The 20,488-nt window shown below is 68.7% G+C and carries 14 protein-coding genes and 2 pseudogenes; 13 read left to right on the top strand and 3 right to left on the bottom strand.

The annotated features are described in order from the left end of the window. Positions 1-15 precede the first annotated feature (15 nt). From ACFYM6_RS09300 to ACFYM6_RS09315, 4 genes and pseudogenes are all read left to right on the top strand, one after another. A complete protein-coding gene (locus tag ACFYM6_RS09300) occupies positions 16-435 on the top strand; it encodes a hypothetical protein (RefSeq protein ID WP_387273833.1) in 420 nt (139 codons plus the stop codon). Between the two features lie 100 nt (positions 436-535). Then, on the top strand, positions 536-2,548 hold the full coding sequence (locus ACFYM6_RS09305; RefSeq protein WP_387273834.1) for a polymorphic toxin-type HINT domain-containing protein: 2,013 nt from the start codon (positions 536-538) through the stop codon (positions 2,546-2,548). Between the two features lie 76 nt (positions 2,549-2,624). Further along, positions 2,625-3,164 carry a hypothetical protein gene (locus ACFYM6_RS09310; protein WP_387273836.1) on the top strand — a complete coding sequence of 180 codons (540 nt, stop codon included), beginning with the start codon at positions 2,625-2,627 and terminating at the stop codon, positions 3,162-3,164. A 530-nt stretch (positions 3,165-3,694) separates the two neighbouring features. Beyond that, a pseudogene (locus ACFYM6_RS09315) lies at positions 3,695-4,513 on the top strand (IS5 family transposase). A 381-nt stretch (positions 4,514-4,894) separates the two neighbouring features. Here the strand turns inward: ACFYM6_RS09315 and ACFYM6_RS09320 are convergent. Further along, on the bottom strand, positions 4,895-5,509 hold the full coding sequence (locus ACFYM6_RS09320) for a dihydrofolate reductase family protein (protein WP_387274534.1): 615 nt from the start codon (positions 5,507-5,509) through the stop codon (positions 4,895-4,897). A 266-nt stretch (positions 5,510-5,775) separates the two neighbouring features. On the opposite strand from ACFYM6_RS09320, the pseudogene ACFYM6_RS09325 reads away from it, so the two are divergent. The 8 genes and pseudogenes from ACFYM6_RS09325 (at position 5,776) to ACFYM6_RS09360 (ending at position 15,897) form a co-directional block, all read left to right on the top strand. Then, a pseudogene (locus tag ACFYM6_RS09325) lies at positions 5,776-6,348 on the top strand (RNA polymerase sigma factor). A 23-nt stretch (positions 6,349-6,371) separates the two neighbouring features. Beyond that, the gene (locus ACFYM6_RS09330; RefSeq protein ID WP_387273838.1) at positions 6,372-6,887 is read left to right on the top strand and encodes a hypothetical protein; all 516 of its coding nucleotides are present in this window, start codon (positions 6,372-6,374) and stop codon (positions 6,885-6,887) included. Continuing rightward, the gene (locus ACFYM6_RS09335; RefSeq protein ID WP_387273840.1) at positions 6,830-8,530 is read left to right on the top strand and encodes an IS701 family transposase; all 1,701 of its coding nucleotides are present in this window, start codon (positions 6,830-6,832) and stop codon (positions 8,528-8,530) included. Before ACFYM6_RS09330 ends, ACFYM6_RS09335 begins: the two co-directional genes overlap by 58 nt. A 61-nt stretch (positions 8,531-8,591) precedes the next feature. After that, positions 8,592-11,318, top strand: coding sequence for a tetratricopeptide repeat protein (locus ACFYM6_RS09340; RefSeq protein ID WP_387273842.1), 2,727 nt, complete (start codon positions 8,592-8,594; stop codon positions 11,316-11,318). Between the two features lie 125 nt (positions 11,319-11,443). Then, positions 11,444-12,139 carry a hypothetical protein gene (locus ACFYM6_RS09345; protein ID WP_387273844.1) on the top strand — a complete coding sequence of 232 codons (696 nt, stop codon included), beginning with the start codon at positions 11,444-11,446 and terminating at the stop codon, positions 12,137-12,139. Beyond that, on the top strand, positions 12,136-12,804 hold the full coding sequence (locus ACFYM6_RS09350) for a DUF2306 domain-containing protein (protein WP_387273846.1): 669 nt from the start codon (positions 12,136-12,138) through the stop codon (positions 12,802-12,804). The genes ACFYM6_RS09345 and ACFYM6_RS09350 overlap by 4 nt, the downstream gene beginning before the upstream one ends. After that, a complete protein-coding gene (locus ACFYM6_RS09355; RefSeq protein ID WP_387273848.1) occupies positions 12,801-13,601 on the top strand; it encodes a GNAT family N-acetyltransferase in 801 nt (266 codons plus the stop codon). Before ACFYM6_RS09350 ends, ACFYM6_RS09355 begins: the two co-directional genes overlap by 4 nt. A 1,051-nt stretch (positions 13,602-14,652) precedes the next feature. Further along, positions 14,653-15,897 (top strand): phosphodiester glycosidase family protein, encoded by a 1,245-nt coding sequence (locus ACFYM6_RS09360; protein ID WP_387274536.1) that lies wholly within the window; start codon positions 14,653-14,655, stop codon positions 15,895-15,897. Positions 15,898-15,961: 64 nt separating this feature from the next. On the opposite strand, the gene ACFYM6_RS09365 is transcribed toward ACFYM6_RS09360, so the two are convergent. Next, positions 15,962-16,327, bottom strand: a complete 366-nt coding sequence (locus ACFYM6_RS09365) for a VOC family protein (protein WP_387273850.1) — start codon at positions 16,325-16,327, stop codon at positions 15,962-15,964. Positions 16,328-16,488: 161 nt separating this feature from the next. Further along, the gene (locus ACFYM6_RS09370) at positions 16,489-18,537 is read right to left on the bottom strand and encodes an amidohydrolase (RefSeq protein ID WP_387273852.1); all 2,049 of its coding nucleotides are present in this window, start codon (positions 18,535-18,537) and stop codon (positions 16,489-16,491) included. Positions 18,538-18,829: 292 nt separating this feature from the next. On the opposite strand from ACFYM6_RS09370, the gene ACFYM6_RS09375 reads away from it, so the two are divergent. Beyond that, on the top strand, positions 18,830-20,428 hold the full coding sequence (locus ACFYM6_RS09375) for a hypothetical protein (protein ID WP_387273854.1): 1,599 nt from the start codon (positions 18,830-18,832) through the stop codon (positions 20,426-20,428). Positions 20,429-20,488: the final 60 nt, after the last annotated feature.

Genomic DNA, 20,488 nt, shown 5'->3' on the forward strand with positions numbered 1-20,488 from the left:
TTAGGGAGCTAATCCGTGACGGGCCGAGATGAACCATTCGAGGTGCTGCCGGGGGAGGGTATATCCGAGGCGCGTTTTGGCGAGCCGCGAACCCTCCACCGGGAAAGGTTGGGCGATCATGTTCCGTTCGAGCGATTCCCGGGCTCGGTCCTGGACTCGTACTACGACATGACACTCATCCTTACGTACGACGCCAGCGACAGGCTGATTGAGATCGACATGTCCGACTCAATCGATGTGCTCTGGCGTGGAATATCGCTTGCCGGGAGACCTCTGGGAGAGGTCTTGAGCAACCTCGAAAACGAGGGGTTCAGCCCCGACGAGTTCGAATTGGAGTCGTTGAGGTTCAGCGCACTGGGACTGAGTCTCTACACTCCGGCGCCCGAAGAACTTGACGAAGATGTCAAGCACGTGATTCTCGGCCCGATCCACTGACGCTCCGCTGAGGGGTACGCCGGCAAGGCTCCTGGCGCAAGCACTCGCTTCACGAGGGTGCTTCGCCGGGAGCCTTGCGGCTATCTGGCACCTGTTCGGGATGTCGTGGTCGGACATCGGCCACGCCGACCTAGCGACCAAAGATCGTCAGGCCAACGGGCACCCGTCCCGGGACGTGCTCAAGTTGATGAACGCCGACAACTCGTCGGACTACATCGACAACACCTACACCTTCACCTACGACCCGCAGGACCGCATCAGCCGACTCGACAAGACCGGTGACAGCACCTCCACCGAGGCGTACGTCTACGACGCCAACGGCAACACGGTGTCGCAGACGATCGAGAACGTCACCAGCACGAGCAAGTACGACCGGAACCGGCTGCACTCCACCACGACGGCTGGGGTGACGTCGACGTACAACTACGACCCGCTGGGCCGGCTGGACACGGTGTCGGTCGGTGGTGAGCGGGCGCAGAAGTACTACTACGACGGTTTCGACCGGACGGCGAAGACCGTCGCGGGTGTCGGTGCGAACGCCAAGTCGACGACCTACGTGTACGACCCGTTCGACCGGACGGTCGCCACCTACGGGTACACGGCGTACGGCAAGGACGACGAGTCCCAGTTCACGGGTGTGGACAAGCCGGGCGCTGCGCCGGAGGGTGAGGAGCCGTACAACGCGTTCCGGTTCAACGCCTCCCGGTGGGACGCGGGCTCGGGCACCTACGATATGGGGTTCCGTAACTACGACCCGGGGCTGAACCGGTTCCTGACGCGGGACACCTACGGCGGCGCCATGGCGGACATGGGTCTGGCCATGGACCCGTTCACCGGCAACCGGTACGCCTTCGCCGGCGGCAACCCGATCAGCTTCATCGAACTCGACGGACACCTGTTCGGGATGTCGTGGTCGGACATCGGCCACGCCGCCCTGGACGTCGCGGGAATGGTGCCGGTGATCGGTGAGGTCGCCGACGTGGCCAACGGCATCTGGTATCTGGCCGAGGGCAACTACGTCGACGCGGCGATGTCCATGGCCTCGGCGATTCCCCTGGCGGGGAACGCGGTGGCCGCGGCGAAGCTGGCCAAGACGGGTAAGAAGATCGCCGACGGCATCGACACCGCCAACGACACCCGCAAGGCCGTCGACGCGACCGTCGACGGGCAAAAGGCACTTCCCACCAACACGCCCAGCCCGAAGACCGACAACCCGACCACACCGACGAAGTGCAACAGCTTCGTACCGGGCACCAAGGTGCTCCTCGCCAGTGGTGGCACCAAGGCGATTGAGGATCTGAACCTCGGCGACGAGGTCCTGGGCACCGATGTCGAGTCGGGCGACAACCAGGGCCGCGCTGTCACCAACGTGCGTAGCCACGAGGGCAGTAAGACGTTGGTGACGATCACGGTCGACGTGGACGGCCAGGCCGGTTCGAAGACCGGCTCGATCACCTCCACGGCGGAGCACCTGATCTGGTTGCCCGACGTCGGACAGTGGGTCACCGGTGGAGAGCTCAAGCCCGGCATGTGGCTCCAGACCGCAGCCGGTACCTGGGTGCAGATCACTGCTCTCACCAGGACCCACCGGCACGAACGAGTCCACAACCTCACGGTTGAGGGCATCCACACCTACTACGTCGTCGCTGGTGAGAGCCCCGTTCTCGTTCACAACTGCCCGGGAGGCGTTGACGCAAACGGCAATCCGTGTACCTGCAGCAATCCGAATGCTGCTGGCGGTACGCCGAGCGCTACGGGGGGCACGCAGAACCTTACCGGCGGTCATTCCCCCAATGCTCAGGCCGGACAGAATGCCCACAAGTCGCCGGATTGGGCCGCGCACCTGAACTCGTTGGGTTACCATCCGGGTAAGAATATCGATCCCAAAAACATTCCCGACGGTTTCACTCGTAACGGGTACCCGGTCGAATTGAAGCCGGATACCGAATCAGGGCTGAAAGCAGGAACCCGACGGCTGCGAAGGTACATGAATGCTATGGGTAAGGATTACGGAGAGGTGTGGCTCTGGAGCCAGGACGCTGCAGGTAACTATTCCTTTAGGTTGGGCGCGGTGCCCAAGCCGGGTGCCAAGCGCAGGTGGTTGAAGTTCTAGGATTGGTATGGGAAGGGTTTCGGCAGCGAGCATTTGGCGGCAGTTGGCCGGGCTCGGGGTAATACCCGAGGGTGCCGTGATCACCAGCCGTGGGATTGTCACATGGCAAAAAGGCGATCTGGAGTTTATCGCCTGGCTGGAAGAGGATCCAGTCGGGTTGGTGAAGGCGGCCATGAACGTCGGCGACGCTCGACTAGGGCCACTGATGGACGAGTTCGGTCGCATGGCAGTGCGCCTGAGACTAAGGCTGCGGGGCATTCCCTGGCCGGAGAGGAAGGTGCTTGAGGATCAGGAAGTCAGCTATTTTCAGAAAGTTGTAAGCGCAGAGCAGGATTTCCTCAAGGGTAGACGGGACTTGATCAATGTCCTTATGTCGGAGTCGGAAGTCGTGCGTGGCGACATCTATGCTTGGCAGGATAAGGGCAGTTATGTCGCACGACGCGTTCAAGCCTTGATCCTTGCCGAGGACGCGGGTGACCAGGCTCTGGCTAGTCGATTGCGTGAGTCCCTGAAAGCTAGTACCAAGCAATCGCCGGGTGACCCGCCCGTGCTGGTCCAAGCAAGGAGATGGGCAGACGAGTACGCGAAAAAGGTGAATCGAAAGGTAGTAATCTAGCGCCGTTCGTCTAGCGAACTGTCGGGGGTCAAGCTTGCGTTGGCCCCCGACAGTCGCGTTGCAAATCAGTTCGGTCTTTACTCTGCCGTCTTTCCGAGTTGGTGATGTTGATGTTCGAAGGGCATCGAGCGCCCGATGGGATTGTGGATGCCTGGGGTACTGCGTGAGGAGGTCGCCGGCAAGGGGGAGAATTCGTACCAGTACGCGCCGTGGGATCAGCAGCTGACCCAGATCAAGCACAAGGACGACGGCGGCCGGGAGTACTCGCAGTTCATCTACCGGCCACGGAGCCGTACAACGCGTTCCGGTTCAACGCCTCCCGGTGGGACGCGGGCTCGGGCACCTACGATATGGGGTTCCGTAACTACGATCCGGGCGCTTGCGGATCTCGGGTGATGAAGAATCAAGGCCGACTGCCATACGATTTCAGATATGGTACTGAACCTGTCGGGTGCCAAAACCCTACCGTTTGGTCTAAGAGCGTGTCTCAGGTGGCGGTCGGCTGACCTTGGTGGTAGATCACTTCTACTATGGACGACCGGTTGATCTCTGAGTGGGTGCCTGACGAGTTGTGGAGCCTGGCCAGCCCGTTAGTTCCGCCGCCGCCTCGACGTCCGCAGGGCGGGGGTACACCCCCGATCGAGGCGCGGGCTGTGTTCGCCGCGATCGTGTACGTGTTGAACACTGGCTGCGCCTGGCGGCACCTGCCACCCGGGTTCGGGGTCTCCAAGGCCACCGCGCACCGCCGGTTCGTCGCCTGGACCCGGGCCGGGCTGTGGCGCAGGCTGCACGTCGCCGCCCTGGACCAGCTCGGCGCGAAGGGGTTGATCGACTGGTCCCGGGCCACCGCCGACGCGGCGTCGGTGCGGGCGAAAAGGGGGGGGCGACCTGACCGGACCGAGCCCGGTCGACCGAGGCAAACCCGGCAGCAAGATCCACGCCCTGTCCGACCGCAACGGGTTACCTCTGTCCGTCGGCGTGTCCGCCGCGAACACCCACGACAGCCGCTGCCTGGAGTCCCTGGTCCAGGCCATCCCCGCCATCCGCTCCCGACGCGGACCCCGCCGCCGGCGCCCGACAAGCTGCACGCCGACAAGGGCTACGACTACCCCCACCTACGCCGCATGCTCCGCGCCCGCGGCATCCGACCCCGCATCGCCCGTCGCGGCATCGAGTCGCCGAACCGTCTCGGTCGGCACCGCTGGGTGATCGAGAGGACGTTCGCCTGGTTCACCGGCTACCGCCGGCTGACCATCCGCTACGAACGCTCGGCCAGCCTCTACTGCGCGTTCGTCACCCTCGCCGCCGCCCTCACCTGCCACAAGCGCTACCTCAAACTCACCACCTGAGACACGCTCTAACTACGACCCGGGGCTGAACCGGTTCCTGACGCGGGACACCTACGGCGGCGCCATGGCGGACATGGGTCTGGCCATGGACCGTTCACCGGCAACCGGTACGCGTTCGCCGGCGGCAACCGGCCGCGGCCGGGTAGCCCGTCGGGGTGCCCGGGTTGGTGCGGGCGCGGATTCTCGCGTTGACCCGGGTGACCCCCCACGCGAAGTGACCGGCCTGGCGCATTGGTCGAGCCGGGAAATGGCGTCGCATCTGGCCCGGCACGTTGACATCCGGGTGCCGCACAGCTTCACCGCCGACCTGTAGCGGCGTAACGGGCTGCGGCCGCACCGGCAGGGGCATGTGGCGCCGTTGCGGCGCCCCCCCGAAGGCGGCTATTTCCCTCCGGGTACCTGGTCCTTGACCTCGTCGTAGCCGACCTTGGTGGGTGCCTCGGCCGGCGAGTAGATCACGCGAATCACGCCCGTCGGAAACGCCTCCGTCGCCGTCATTCTCAAGTGGTACGGCGCGTCGCCCTCGTCGAACAGCCTGCGGCCCTTACGCGCCGCCACTGGGTGCACCAGCAGGCGCAGCTCATCGACTAGCCCCGCGGCGAGCAGCTGCTGCACCACGGAGATCGAGCCGGGTATGAGGATGCCTCTGATGTCGGGGTCGGCCCTGAGCGAGGTGACGGCATCGAGGAGATCACCCTTGATCAGCTCGGAGTTGCGCCAGGAGAACTCCAGCGGCTGGCGCGAAACGACCACCTTGCGCACGTCCCCGAGTTGCTTGGCGAACGGCGCGTCGTCCCCACCCCCGGCCTCGCGGTCGGGCCACGCTCCGGCGAAGCTGTCGTAGGTCTCCCGGCCGATGAGCAGCACGTCAGCGCTGTCATAGTCCTCGCCGACGGCGCGGCCCATGTTCTCGTCGAAGTACGGGAAGTGCCAATCAGGGTCGATCTCGGCCACACCATCGGCCGACATGAACAGCGTGGAGATGACCTTTGCCATCGCGGTGATCCCTTCGAGCAGGTGGTATCGGTAGGTAGACCGGCGCAGCATCCCACATCGGCCAGCCACAAATCCGTCCCGACGGAGAGCCGGCATTTCGACCTCGTCGTGATGCATCGGTTGCTCGGGCACCGCAGCAATTTTTTTCAACGGTTGGCCGTGAACCGGAAACGCCTCTCGCGGCGAGAACGAGTGACAGTCGCCAGCGTCGAGAGCGAGAGGTAGCCCATGACTGGTTCGAACACCCGACGACGATCGTGAGCACGTTGGAGGTCAGCACGGCGAACGACTCGACGATCATCGAAGCGTCGTGGCGGGAACCACACCTATTTGCGGTGCTCTACCAGCGATACGCCACCGACGTGCACCGTTACACGTTTCGGCGGGTCGGACCGGACCTGGCCGACGACCTGGTCGCTGAGACGTTCCTCGCCGCGTTCGCCAAACGTCACACCTACGATACGACATTCGCCAATGCCCGACCCTGACTGTTCGGCATCGCCACCCGAGAGATCTCGCGGCACCGACGGACGGAACGGGTCCGCTACCGAACGCTCGCCAGAGCGGGACCCGACGACCTGCCTGACGACGGTCACGCCGACCGGGTAGCCACCGAGATGACGGCTCGGATGGCATACCCGGCCCTGACCGAGACACTGGCCCGGCTACGGTCCGGCGACCGTGACTGTCTGCTGTTATACGCCTGGGGCGGCCTGAGCTACGAGGAGGTCGCGGCCGGACTTCAGATCCCGATCGGCACCGTCCGGTCTCGGCTCAACCGAGTACGCCGCAAGCTCCGCGCGGCGCTGGGCGGTGTCGACCCGATGACAATCCAGTGAGGAAACCCATGCAACGATCAACTTTGCTCGACAACCTCGGATCGATACTCGATCCGACCCACCCCGGGCCGGGCGAACGGGTGCGCCACGACCTGCAACAGGCCATCGACGTCGCCGCTTCCGCACGATCTGCGGGCCCCGCCGCACGGCGACGCGGCACGGCAAGCAGTCGCCGACGGCTGGTGGCCGTTGCGTCCTTCGCCGCGGCGCTGACTGTCGTCACCCTGGCGACTCAGACAATGCGTATTGCTGGCCGGCCGCCCGCTTCGGTCGCCAGCGCAGCCGACATCCTCAACCAGGCCGCGCTGGCGGCTGACCGCGAACCCGAGCTCACGGCCCGCCCGGAGCAGTTCGTGTTCACCGAGTGGATCGGGGATGCGCCGATCGAACCGCCGGAGACCCGCCGTCTCCAGCGCTGGCTGTCGGCTGACGGCTCACGCGACGGGCTGTTCCGCTGGCGCCTGGAGGCTGAGCCGTCACGATGGCACGACGAGACGCAAGCCGGGTCGGGGCAGCCGGCCTACCACGCGGAGCCCTGAAGAAGGGCGTGTGCTCGGTCGGGGTGCAGCGGCAGTACACCGGAACCGCCGGCCGTGTGGAGAACAGCCAGGTCGGGGTGTTCCTGGCCTACGTCTCACCCCTGGGGCGGGCGATGATCGACCGTCGGCTCTACCTACCCGAGACGACCTGGTGCCAGCAGCCCGACCGCCTCACTGCCGCCGGCGTCCCCGACCAGGTCGAGTTCGCCACGAAACCGGCCCTGGCCCGGCAGATGATCGCCGCCGCGTTGAACGCCAACGTCCCGGTCGGGTGGGTGACCGGCGACGAGGTTTACGGCGCCGACCCCGGCCTACGCGCCGACCTGGAACAGCGCGGGATCGGCTACGTCCTGGCCGTCGGCTGTGACCGACGCGTGCATGTCAACGACGGCCGGACCCTCGTACGCGTCGACGAGATCGCCGACCGGATCCCCACCAGCGAGTGGCAGCTGCACAGCTGCGGGCCAGGGGCGAAAGGGCCCCGCGACTACCTGTGGGCCTGGGTCACCACCGCCACCGGCTCTGGTGAGCATCGGTGGCTGCTCATCCGCCGCAACTGGAGCACCGGCGAGCTGGCCTTCTACCTGTGCTGGGCGCCTCGCCCGGTGCCGCTGCACACTCTCGTGACCGTGGCCGGATCCCGCTGGAGCATCGAGGAGTTGTTCCAGACCGGCAAGGGCCAGGTCGGCCTGGACCACTACCAGGTCCGCGGCTGGACCGGCTGGCACCGGTTCATCACCCTGGCCATGCTCGCCCTGGCCGTCCTGACCATCCTCGCCGCCCAGCAGCCCGATTCCGACCCGGAGATCATCGCGTTGACCGTCGCCGAGATCCGCCGACTCCTCAACGCCTTCGTCCTCGCTCTGCCGCTACCGCCAGCGCACACCCTGCACTGGTCGATCTGGCGACGAACATCCCAAGCCCGAGCCCGACGTTCCACTACCAGCGCGCAGACAGGCGAAGTGACGTTGGAGTACCAACCTAGTCCCTCGCCAAATAGACGGATGCCATGCTGGCATCCCGGTCGACAGGGGCGGGGGCACCCCTCGCCCCCTTCTGCCCTCGTGGTCCTTCCCCGTCCGTGTCGCCGCCAGGTTAGGGGTTCGAGCCCCTTCGGGCGCGCAAGATCCAAAGAGCCTGACCTGCGGAAATGCGGGTCGGGCTCTTTGCTTGTCCGTCCCTTGTGGACGTGTGGCTGCTCGGTGGCTGCTCGTCCGACGAGCATTCCTTGCGTCTTGCTGGGTCCGGGGCGTTTCGGGCGTGTCCGGTCCGGTCCAGCGGGCACTGGGTTGATGATCACCGAATCAATCGCCGTGGGCGAATCGACTGCGGCGGCGCTCAGCCAGGCCCCTGGCGTGCGCGGTATCGACGATCTCCAGCGGGCCTTGGGCGCCCTCAACGCGTTCATCGTCGGAGCGCTCCGCAGGGAGATCACCGAGCGACGCACCGCCCGTTTAACCGGCACCGACATGTCCGCTTGGCAGGCCACCCTCGGGCCCTACCTGACCCGCATGCTCGAAACAGGCCGCTACCCCACCATCGCCCGGCTCGTCATCGACGGCGCCCACCTCAACGCCGAGGAAACCTTCCACCACAACCTGATCACCATCCTGGACGGCATCACCAGCCATCCCCACACGTGACCTACTGCTCGCAGGCCAGTACCGGCTGACCACCGCCTCACAGCGGGCCTACGATGGTCGAATGCCTGTGCTGGGCACCAAGCTGCACCTGCCCTCGCCGCGTCGTCGGCTGGTGCGGCGCGCCCGCCTCACCGACCAACTGCGCACGGACGGAGGCGAAGGGCCGCGGCTGGTCCTCGTCGCGGCACCGGCTGGGTTCGGCAAGACCACACTTCTGGCGCAGTGGCTGGCGGGGGCCGAGAAGTCGCAGCGCAGAGTTGCGTGGTTGGCTCTCGACACAGGCGATGCCGACCTCCGACAGTTTCTGACCCACCTCGTGGCCGCGATTCAGACCGCTGAGCCTGAGGCTGGTGTCGACGCGCTCGCCCTGCTGGAGGTCGGCGGCGCCACGCCAACCGACGCTGTCCTGGTCAGCCTGATCAACGATCTCGACGTCCTCGCCGGTCCCACGGTGGTGGCGCTCGACGACTACCACGTCATCGACGCGGCCGCCGTCCATGAGGCGGTGACCTTCCTCCTGGACAACCTGCCTCCACAGGTCACGCTGGCGGTGGCCACTCGGGCCGACCCGCCGCTCCCGCTGTCCCGTCTGCGTGCGCGGGGCGAGCTCGTGGAGGTGCGGGCCGCTGACCTCAGGTTCACCACGGACGAGGCGGAGGTTTTCCTCAACGAGGTGATGGGGCTGCAGCTCGAGCCCGCGCTGGTGGCCGCGCTCGAGGCGCGCACCGAGGGGTGGGCGGCGGGGCTGCAGCTGGCCGCGCTGTCGGCCCGGACCCATGCCGCCGCCGACGGGCCTGGAGATGTCGCTGGGTTCGTCGAGGCATTCTCCGGGAGCCATCGGTTCGTCCTCGACTACCTCGTTGAGGAGGTTCTGGACCGGCAGCCGGAGGAGGTGCGCGCGTTCCTGCTCGACACCTCCGTGCTCGACCAGCTGACCGGCGGCCTTTGCGACGCCCTGACCGGTCGCTCCGACGGTCAGCCGATGCTGGAGACCCTTGAGCGCGAGCACCTGTTCGTCGTCCCGCTCGATGACGAGCGGCGGTGGTACCGCTACCACCAGCTTTTCGCCGACGCATTGCGTGCCCGCCTGGCTGCCCGGCGGGCCGACCGGGTCGGTGAGCTGCACGCCGCGGCCAGCCGATGGCTCGCCGAGAACGGGCTGCTGGCCGACGCCGTACGGCACGCGATCGCGAGCGGCGACCACGAGCACACCGCCGACCTCGTCGAGCTCGCCGAGGCCGACATGCGCCGACGACGCCAGGACCGCATCCTTCGCGACTGGCTGGTTGCGCTGCCCGGCGACGTCGTCCGTCGCCGACCGCTGCTGGCCACCTTCGTGGGGTGGAGCCGGCTCTCCGAGGGCGACTTCGACGGGGTGGAGGCGTGGCTCGACGCCGCTGATGCTGGTCTCGACACGATGCCGCCATCGACCATTCCCACCGCGGGCTCGCTGGCCGAGGCGGCCCGGGACCGGGAGGGCGAGCTCCGCTCCCTCCCGGCCATGATCGCGGTCTACCGCGCCGCGGTCGCCCAGGCCAGGGGCGATGTCGACGGTACGGTCTCGCACGCCCGCCGGGCACTCGCGCTGGCCGGGCCGGAGGACCACTTCCCGCGCGGTGCCGCCGCCGGCTTCGTCGGCCTGGCGGCTTGGGCGGCGGGCGACCTCGGCGCCGGGGTGGACACGTTCACGGCGGCGGTCGCCAGCCTGCACGCGGCCGGCATGGTCGCAGACGAGCTGGGCGCGACCGTCGTGCTGGCAGAAATGTGGCTGGCGCGCGGACGTCCGGTCGAGGCGCGCCGGCTCTACGAACGGGCGCTGGCCGCGGCCGAGAGCCACCCGGGCCCGGTGCTCCCCACCACCGGCGACCTGCACGTCGGCCTCGCCAACGTCCTCCGCGAGCAGGGCGACCTCGACGCGGCCGCGGAGCACCTCGAGGTCGCCCGCGAGCTCGGCGACCGGGCGTCGCTGCTGGAGAACCGGCACCGCTGGTACACCGCGACGGCCGCACTGCTGCAGGCGCAAGGCGACCTCGACGGCGCGGTCGCGATGCTCGACCAGGCGGAGCCGCTCTTCCTGCCCGGCTACTTCCCGGACGTGCGGCCGATCGCCGCGACCCGAGCACGGGTGCGGATCGCCCAGGGCCGCCTCGATGAGGCGCGAGCGTGGGCCCGCGAGCGCGGGGTCGTGCCGACGGATCCGCTGGCCTACCTGGCCGAGTACGACCAACTCACCCTCGCCCGGCTGCTCATCGCCGAGGGGGACGCGCGCGCGGCGCTCGACCTGCTCGACCGCGTGCTGGACGCCGCGCGGACGGCGGGCCGCGACGGCAGCCTGGTCGAGGCGGGCCTGGTGCGGGCGCTCGCCCACCAGGCGAACGGCGACGTGGACTCGGCGGCGCCTGACCTCGCTGCCGCCCTCGCCAAGGGGGTGCCGGCCGGCTACTGCCGGCTCTTCCTCGACGAGGGATACCCGATGGTGGAGCTGCTCGGGAAGGTCGCCCGCGCCGCGCCGCACGACGTACGGACGCACGCCGAGCACCTGCTGGCCGCCGCACAAAGACCGTCGGCACCCGCACCCGCCGGACCCGCCTCCGAGGAAGGACTCAGCGGGCGTGAGCTCGAGGTGCTGCGCCTGCTGGCGACCGACCTCAGCGGGCCGGAGATCGCGCGACAGCTCTTCGTATCGGTGAACACGCTGCGCACCCACACCAAGCACATCTTCACCAAGCTCGACGTGAACACCCGCCGCGCCGCGGTACGCCGAGCCGCGGACCTCGGCCTGCTCTGAGCGTCACCGCGGCCGAATCACCACCCCGGTCACATCACATGGTGATGTGGCCTCACCACGTCGGCTCCTAACCTCCCGGATATCGCCGGACACCCCGCCCGGCACCGGGCACCGAGGAATCCGACATGAACATCACCACCCACCGCATCACCGCAGCCGCCGGTCTGTGCGCGGCCGCCGCCGGCGCCATCTACGCAGGCGTCCAGGTCAACCACCCACCGGCCGACGTCGCGCACATCGTGACGACCGAGATGGCGGTCCGTGAGACCGCCAAGGCCGTGATGGCCGTCCTGTCGCTGGCCGGCTTCGCCGGCATGTTCCTCCGCAACCACCGGCGGTTCGGGCTCCTCGGGGTCGCCGGCTACGTGCTGCTGACCGTCGGATACCTCGCGATGTTCGCCAACCAGGTCATCGTCGCCTGCGTCCTGCCGACCGTAGCCAAGACGAGCCCCGGCTACGTCCAGGACTATGTTGACGCCGCCATGGGCGGCAGCCCGAGCGGCGACATCGGCGGCATGACCGTCCTGTTCGGCATCACCGGCATCGGCTACTCGCTCGGCGGCCTGCTTTTCGGCATCGCGCTGTTCCGAGCGGGCATCTTGCCCCGCTGGGCCGCCCTGCTGCTGGCCTATGGCACCGTCTCCGCGCTGGCGCTGTCCGTGCTGCCGGAGTCCTTCGACCGCCCGTTCGCGGTGCCCACCGGCGTCGCGCTGATCGGCCTCGGCATCTCGCTGTGGCGCGACGGGCACCGGCGGGTCGACGCCGCCGAGGCGGTCGACGCCCGGCCCACGGTCCACGCCGACGTCGCCACGGTCCGGTGAGCACCCGGAAACTGAGCTGGCCGGCGCCGATGGCGCTGGTCGCCCTGAGCGCGATCCCGCTGACGGCCGGGACGCTGCGGCTGATCCAGCTGGCCGGCGGCCCGGCCGTCATCCCCGCTGACCACCGGTTCACCGGCCTCCCGCTCCCGCTCGTGGTGCACATCGTCGGCGCGGCGATGTACGCGCTCGTCGGGATCCTGCAGCTCGTGCCACGGTTCCGCCGCCGGCACCTGGCCTGGCACCGCCGTGCCGGCCGGGTGCTGGCCGTGGCCGGCCTGCTGGTGGCGACCTCGGCTCTCTGGATGACGCTGTTCTACGAGGCGCAGCCCGGCACCGGCGGCCTGCTCTACGTGCTCCGCCTGGTCTTCGGGTCCGCGATGGCCGCCTGCCTTGTGCTCGGCTTCACCGCCGTACGTCGCCGCGACATCGCGGCCCACCGGGCGTGGATGATCCGGGCGTACGCGATCGGCCTGGCCGCCGGTACCCAGGCCTTCACCGAGGGCATCGGCGGCGCGATCTTCGGCCCCGGCGTGCTCGCCGCCGATCTCGCCAAGGGCGCCGGCTGGGTGATCAACCTGGCCGTCGCCGAGTGGGCCCTCCGCAGTCCCGCCCGTCGGCGCCCCGCACTCCCCACAGGTCCTCAGCAAACTGGAGCGCCCTCATGAACACCGCCCCCACGACGTACGCGATCCGCGTCGACGGCCACCTCAACGACCACTGGTCCGCCTGGCTCGGCGAGCTCGACCTGACCCGCGACGACGACGGCACCACCACCCTCACGGTCTCCGTCGCCGACCAAGCGCAGCTCCACGGTGTACTCGCCGGACTGCGCGACATCGGCGCCGTCCTCACAGAGCTCCGCACCACCGGTACGCCGGCCCCCATCTGCCCGTCGGTGCTCGAGCGCCCATTGCAGACCGAGCGCCTCACCCTCCGTCCCGCCACCGCCGCCGACGCCGACCCGACCTGGGCGTTCCGTCAGCTCGAGTCAATCAACGAGTGGCTCACTGGCTGCCCCGCGAACCTCGAGGGCTACCGCGAGCTGTTCTCGAAGCCTGCCCGCCTCGCGACCACTGTCATCGTCACCCTCGGCCACGACCCCGAGGCCCCGACCATCGGCGACTTCATGCTCCGCCGCGAGGACGCCTGGGCCCAGCTCGATGTCGCCGACCAGGCGCGCGACACGCAGGCAGAGCTCGGCTGGGTCCTCGATCCCGCCTTCACCGGCCACGGCTACGCCACCGAAGCCGTACGTGAGCTCCTCCGCTACTGCTTCGAGGACCTCGGCGTGCGCCGGGTCACCGCGAACTGCTTCCTCGGCAACGACACCTCCTGGCGCCTCATGGAGCGCGTCGGCATGCGCCGCGAAGTGCACGCAGTCCGCGAGTCACTGCACCGGTCCGGCCGATGGCTGGACACGGTCGGCTACGCCATCCTCGAACAGGAGTGGTCGCCGGCCTGAGCAACGCCCCCTCATGCCGCGAGGCGTTCATGACGTTCAGTGACGCTCGGTCCTGCCGCTCGCGTCCGGATGGTGCGATCATGTGCGTCTGACGGCATGGCAGAACGTCGAACAGGCAGAGCCGGAGTTCGCGCAGCGCGTACGCGCGCCCATCGACGCTCACAGGCACAAGATCATTACCACCTTGCGAGCCGACGGGTCGCCGCGGATCTCGGGGATCGAGGCGGTCTTCCGAGGACGGTGAACTCGTTTTCGGCTCGACGCCGAACGCGCGCAAGGGCGCCGATCTCCGTCGGGATCCGCGGTTCGCCCTGGACAGTGCCACGGTCGACCCGGTCGAGGGCTCCGAGGCGCAGTGGCCGGGCGAGGCGAAGATCGCCGGTCGTGCGATCGCTGGCGGACCGGCCACCGAAGGACCAGACGGGACCGCTTCCACGCCGACATCGGCAAGGTCGTGCACACCGCTCGCCGGCGCGGCTGGCCAACGCTGTTTCGACGTTGTCGGCCATGACCGACAGGATCCGAACGGTCTCGGCGTACTGCTCGGGGCTGAGTCCGTGCAGCAGCAGCCGCCGAGTCTCGCCGACGCGCTCGGCCGCCCTACGGTGCGCCGCGCCCCTGCTCGGTCAGGGTGAGCGCGTCGCCGTCGTCCGCCACCCATCCCCGCGTGACCAGGCCGTTGGGACCGTCGAGGATCGCGCCGAAGTGGGGTACGCCGTCCGGCCAGAACGGTGCGAGTGCCTGCTCGATCTCGCTGCGGCTCCGCGCCGCGCTAGACAGCGCGTTCAGGAGCTTCTACTGCCGGCGGTCGAGGCCGAGGTCCCCCAGCGTCGCGTCGAACTGCTCCTCGATCAGGTTGTGCAGGTGCTTGAGCCAGTATCCGATCGGCTTGTCGGTTCCGTTCACGTCGACTCCTTCGGGTCAGCTGTTCCTCAACAACAATTCGGCTCGGTGTCAAGTGGAGTCGGGGACGTGGTTCCTCGGCGCCGCCAAGATCACGGCTATGACTGTTTCCACTGCTGACCTGTCCGGCTTCCGCCGTGCCGGGGCGATCGCGGCGGCCGCCCTGGCCGCGGTGGCGCTCGGTGTCGTACCGCAGGCCCGGGCCGAGGCCGCCGCCGACGCCATCCCGCTCGGCGACGCCGACCTGACCGAGGTACGCACCAGTCGTGCCCTGGCCGAGGGCGTCACCCTCACCCACATCGAGCGGGGCAGCCAACCGGCGCCCGCCGATCAGATCAACACCACCACGCAGGGTCCGTGGGTGGTCAACGTGCTCACCATCGACCCGAGCAAGGCCCGTGGGCACCTGCAGGCGACGTACGGCCAGGACCTCGCCAAGGTCGAGAAGACCACCGACCTGGTCCGCGCCTCCGGCGCCCTCGCCGGGATCAACGCCTCCTTCTTCACCTTCACCGCCAGCCAGCTCTACCCGGGTGACCCGGTCGGGCTGGGGCTGTTCGGCGGGAAGTTGCTCAGCGAGCCGATCAGCGACCCGGCCGAGGTCAACTTCGTCGTCGACGCCAACAGCAACCGGGCACTGACCGGGAAGCTGAGCTGGTCGGGCAGCGTCCGGAACCGGCAGACCGACGCCACCCTGCCGCTGGAGTTCATCAACCACCCGCCGGTCGTGCCAGCCGGCTGCGCCGCCCTCGCCGACCAGACGCAGTGCACCCTCCCCGGCGACGTCGTCGAGTTCACCCCCGAGTTCGCCGCGGCCACCCCGTCCGGCGCCGGCGTGGAGGTAGTGCTCGACCGGCTCGGCTGCGTGGTGCGCACCTCGACCACCCGGGGCGCCACCCTCGCGGCCGGTCAGACCTCGCTGCAGGCCACCGGGCGGGACGCCGCCGCCCTGCTCAACGTGACCGCGCAGGGGTGCGTGAGCACCACCTCGACCCTGACCGACCAGAACGGCGAGGAGCTTCCGGTGCGGCCCGGCCTGTTCGGGGTGACCGGGCGGTACCCGCTGACGGCGGACGGCCAGATCGTCGTGCCGGACGGCTCCGGCAGCTTCTTCGACCGCAACCCGCGCACCATCGCCGGCACCACCCGAGACGGGAAGATCGTGCTGGCCACCATCGACGGCCGCCAGACCACCAGTGTCGGCACCACCATGGACGAGACGGCCGCCGTCGCCCAGGCGCTCGGCATGTCCGACGCGGTCAACCTCGACGGCGGCGGCTCCACCGCCATGTCCGTCGAGGGCGCCCTGGTCAACCGGCCCAGCGGGTCGACCGAGCGGGCCGTCGGCGACGCGCTCGTCTACGTGGGGGGCCCGTACCGCAGCGGGAACTGACCCCGCCACAGTCAGGAGCAAACCCCCAGCGTGCGGCCGGATCCCTATGGTGCCGGCCGCACCCTCAGCGGGCCGTCCAGGTCTGCACCTCGACCAGGTTGCCCTCGGGGTCGCGCAGGTAGGCCGAGCGCACACCCCATCCAGGCCGGTCGGCGGCCTCGGCGACCACCACCTCGGCAGGGAGGGCGGCGATGGTGGCGTCGACGTCGGGTACGGGGACCACGACCAGGACTCCGCCGTCGCCCCGGCCCACTGGCACCACCGCCTCCGCCGAGCGGCGGCCGAGGATCGCGAGGACAGTTTCGCCGCTCTGGTCGAAGCTGGCGTACTCGAAGTCGGTGACCACCGTTTCCGGGTCGCCGAGCAGGTCGGTGTAGAAGCGCAGGGTGGTGGGGAAGTCGTCGGCGACGATGCGGGCGTGCACACTCACACGTCTGACCCTAGCCGCGGGGGCAGGTCAGGCTACCGGGACGCCCAGCAGGTCGGCGAGCGCCCGGCCAGGCGATTCGCCTGGCCGGGCGCTTCAACGCATCCCCCGCCGCCAGCCGCGGGTTGGCCGGACATCCCGTAGGGCCTTTCGACTGGTGCGGATCAGTCGAGCGGGGGCAGGTTCGACGGTGGCAGCGCGGGGCCGAGGTCCGGGGCCGTCTCGGTCGAGACGATCCGCCGAGGCGGCCACTTGACGCCGGGCGGCGGCCACGACTGCCCGGTCCGCTCCAGGAACCACGCCGGCGGCTCGTACAGCGGCAACTCGTAGTCGCCGGGCAGCAGGCTCTTCCACTTGATCTTGGCGGTACGCCGGTCGAACTCGTCCTTCATCTCGCCCAGCACTGTCGGTTGGGTCAGCAGGTCGATGGTGGTTGCCGCCAGGTACTTGGCGGCGATCAGGGTGGTGAGGTGGCCGGCGTGGGAGGCCGCCGTGGCGGTGTGGTGCCACGAGTGGTTCTTCGTGCCGCCGGGCTGATGCGCGGTCCCCATGCCGATTGTCGGCACCTGCCAGCTGATGTCGGCGACGTCGGTCGAGCCTCCGCCCATGAAGACCGTGGCGGGCGGTCGCAGCTCGGTGATCGTTTCGTTGAAGCCGGTCTCCGCCGTTCCGTTGGACCGTTGCAGCGCCTTGCCGAACGCCTGGTCCTGGGCGGAGAACTTCGGCGCGCCGATCTGCGTCATGTTGGCGTACATCAGCTCGGCACCTCGCTTGTTGCCGAGCTGGTTCCAGACCCCACCCATGATGCGGTACTGCATCCGGGTGCCGGTGGCCATCGCCGCCGCCTCACCACACTTGATGATCTTGTCCATCAGGATCTTCGCGCGGTCCGGGCTGCCCTCGCGGGCGTAGTACCAGATGCTCGACAGCGTGGGGAAGACGTTCGGCGCCTGACCGGTCTGCCGGATCGCGTAGTGCATCCGGGCGGTGTGCGCCTGGTCGCTCTCCCGCAGGTACTCGGTCAGCATCGCCATCGCCGTCACCGCGTCCTGGCTGGATCGGGTCGCCAGTGGTGAGCCGCCGTGGCCGTCGGTGCCGAGGAAATGGAAGGCGATGCTGTACATCGCGTTGCTCGACGACCAGCTCGTGCTGTTGCCGCTGCTGGGATGCCAGTCGACGAAGGCGTCGAGGCCCTTGTAGACGCCGGCTCGCACCGCGACCGACTTGCCGACCAGTTGCTCCTCGGCGGTCGAGCCGAAGAACTTGATCGTGCCGTCGAGGTTGCGAGCGCGCATCGCGGTGGCGGTCGCGACGGCCGCACCCGCGGCGGCCGCGCCGAGCGCGCAGTGGCCGCACCCGTGCCCGAAGCCGTACGTGGGGGCGTAGGGGTCGTGGTGGTAGACCAGGGGCGAGTGCTGTGGGTTGCCCTTTTCCTGCGACAGCCCGGGTAGCGCGTCGTATTCCCCGCTGAATCCGATCACCGGCTTGCCGGTGCCGTGGCTGAAGGTGGCGACAAACGCGGTGGGCATGCCGCCGGCGCCCCACTTGATGGTGAAGCCGTTGGCCTGCAGGAAGTCCGCCTCAGCCCAGGACGAGTTCCACTCGGCCAGGGATGGCTCGGCGTACTCCCAGATCCGGTCATTCAACCCCACGATGCGGTGTTCGTTGCGGTCGATCCAGGAGATGGCCGAGTCCTTGGCCTGCGAATCGATGGCGAGTGCGGTCGGTGGCTCGTAGTTGACCGGATCGGCGGGCATGGTCTTCGGGTCGAGCGCGAGGTCCGACGCGGCGGCCAGTGCCGGATCTGACGTCAGGACGGGGGCGACCGCCAACCCGGCGCCAGCCGCGCCGAGAAGTCCCAGCAGGTCGCGACGGTTCATGCCGGAGGGCTCAAGATGATCGGTGTCACACACCAGGCACTCTCCTTCATCCGGTGGGCGAGCTGACCCGGACGACGGAGCACCGGCGTCCGGGCCATCAGCGCAATCATCCATGCGAATGCAGAGATTAAACAATGGGTGACTGATCAGTAACTCATCGTTTTTCGGTGCTCGTGGCCTGCCCACGCTGGGCCCGGCCACCCGCTGAGGGCAGGTTTCCCCGCTGTTTCTCATGGTTGGGCGGCCGCGAACATCCCCCTCGTCGCCGCCGCCGCGGTGCCCACCGCGGGCGTCGTACCGAACCACGCGGTAGCGCTCCAGCAGCGCCGGCATCAGTCAGAAGCTGTAGGCCCGGTCGGGGTCGGAGATCCCGCAACACCGCGACCTTGTCGTGTGGCGCAACGACGCGGGCACGGCCGTCATCGGCTCGTGCGGCACCAGCACCATCGTGGACCGCCCCGCGGTCAGCTGGCCCGGGTGCACCGCGCCCCTCTGCGCCAGGGAGAGGCCGAATAGACCTTCCCGCCCTGGTACGCATCTAATACGCTGCGCGCGCAGTCCGCTGCACGGCGGCCCGCGCCGACCGAACCATCGCGGTCCGGTCGCCCTTCAACGGGGAGGACACATGGCTGCTGCGCGCCTTCGCGCAGTCTCACGCATCCTGGCCACTGCCACTGCGGCCACGTTGCTGCTCACGGCGGCGGCCGTACCGGCCGCCGCGGCGCCGAAACCGAAGATCGCCTTCGACGGCATCGCATTCGCGACGGACCAGGTCGACACCACCACCGGCGGCACGACCGTCACCCTGAACTGGGCGGTGACCGATACGTCGACCACCGCCCGCAACCTCAGCGGCAGCATCTACGTGCAGCGTTACAGCGGCACCACCCCGGTCGGGCCAGAGGAGCAGATCCGGTTCAGTCTCGACGGCGGCTGGCCCGTCGTCGGGCCGTACACGGGCGGGATCGCCAGCTCGTCATACGCGTACGACTTCTTCGTCACCGAGTACGGCCCGGCGGCGCCGGTGACCTATCGCGTCACGAAGATCACCGCGACCGACGACCAGGGCACCACGCTAACCCTGTCCGGCAACAAGATCAGCCGAGCCGTGCTGACCGCCACCCAGATCCCCGACACCGCGCCGCCGGTGACCGACCGGGTCCGGCTCGCCTCGCCGACCAGGAATCAGGTGTACGACGACGGCTCAGGCGTAACCCTGCGCTACGGCCTGTACGTCCAGGACGACCCGGGCGCGGGCTTCTGGAAGGGCCACATCGAGCTGGACGGTCCCGGCAACGCCGAGATCGTCTCGCCGTTCACGCTGGTGGACAGCGGTCAGGGATACCAGCTCTGCGGCGACAGCCAGGTCTGGGGCGACATCTGGTTCGTGGAGTGCAACCTGCCGGTGACCCTGCCTGCTGGCAGCCCCACGGGCGACTGGAAGGTGAAGGCGGTCAGCCTGACCGACCGGGCCGGCAACACCAAGCGCTACACCGACCTCGGCGCGCCGACGGTGCGGGTCACTCGCAACGAGGTGCTAAGCGCCACCGGGTTTGCGCTGAACCCGACGCAGGTGAACAACTGGCGCGGGCCAGCGACGACCACGCTGACGTTCACCGCGAGCGGAGTACAGGGCGAGCTGACCGCCACGGTCGCGACCGGGAGCTGCTCGACCTGGAACCAGGTGCTGACCGAGGGGCCGGCGGGCACGTACTCATTGCCGGTGGTGATGAGCCAGCTGAGCAGCTCCTGCACCATCGACGGCATCCTGCTCACCGACGCGGCCGGTTCGGTCTCGGTGTACGGCGCCTACTACGGCGCGCCCGCGCTGGACCTGCGGGCCACCCGGGTGCCCGACACGGCCCGGCCGCTGGCGATCGCGGCGGCACTGAGCCGCACCGAGGCCGCTCCGGGCGACCTGTTCAACGGCATCAGCGTCGACGTCACCATCGACGACGTCACGCTCGCTCCGGTGGATGGGTTCTCAACCACCATCTACAACTCCCTCGGCCACTCTGTGGGCGGCGCGGACGGTGGCATCAAGGTCGGGCCCGACGGGCACGTCTCCCTGCCGGTCTACTTCCGCGACCTTCCACCGGGGACGTACACGGTGGGCTTCACCCTCAGCACCTCGGCGGACAACAGCGCGGGATGGGGCTACCCCAACGGCGGTGCTCCGGCACCCTCCGGGCCGCTGGTGTTCACCAGCCTGCCAACGGCCTGACCTACCACGCAGCAGAACGGTGCGGCCTCTCCTCGCTCGGGAGGGGCCGAACCTTTGTGG

Source organism: Micromonospora sp. NPDC006431 (assembly GCF_042870725.1).
Taxonomy (GTDB): Bacteria; Actinomycetota; Actinomycetes; order Mycobacteriales; family Micromonosporaceae; genus Micromonospora.

What these genes read in the sequence shown, in the direction of transcription:
- ACFYM6_RS09340 (WP_387273842.1), top strand. Translation starts at nt 8,592, where the DNA reads ATGCCTGTGCTGGGCACCAAGCTGCACCTGCCCTCGCCGCGTCGTCGG.
- ACFYM6_RS09375 (WP_387273854.1), top strand. Translation starts at nt 18,830, where the DNA reads ATGGCTGCTGCGCGCCTTCGCGCAGTCTCACGCATCCTGGCCACTGCC.
- ACFYM6_RS09370 (WP_387273852.1), bottom strand. Translation starts at nt 18,537, where the DNA reads ATGCCGGCGCTGCTGGAGCGCTACCGCGTGGTTCGGTACGACGCCCGC.
- ACFYM6_RS09335 (WP_387273840.1), top strand. Translation starts at nt 6,830, where the DNA reads ATGGCACGACGAGACGCAAGCCGGGTCGGGGCAGCCGGCCTACCACGC.
- ACFYM6_RS09345 (WP_387273844.1), top strand. Translation starts at nt 11,444, where the DNA reads ATGAACATCACCACCCACCGCATCACCGCAGCCGCCGGTCTGTGCGCG.
- ACFYM6_RS09305 (WP_387273834.1), top strand. Translation starts at nt 536, where the DNA reads ATGTCGTGGTCGGACATCGGCCACGCCGACCTAGCGACCAAAGATCGT.
- ACFYM6_RS09355 (WP_387273848.1), top strand. Translation starts at nt 12,801, where the DNA reads ATGAACACCGCCCCCACGACGTACGCGATCCGCGTCGACGGCCACCTC.
- ACFYM6_RS09320 (WP_387274534.1), bottom strand. Translation starts at nt 5,509, where the DNA reads ATGGCAAAGGTCATCTCCACGCTGTTCATGTCGGCCGATGGTGTGGCC.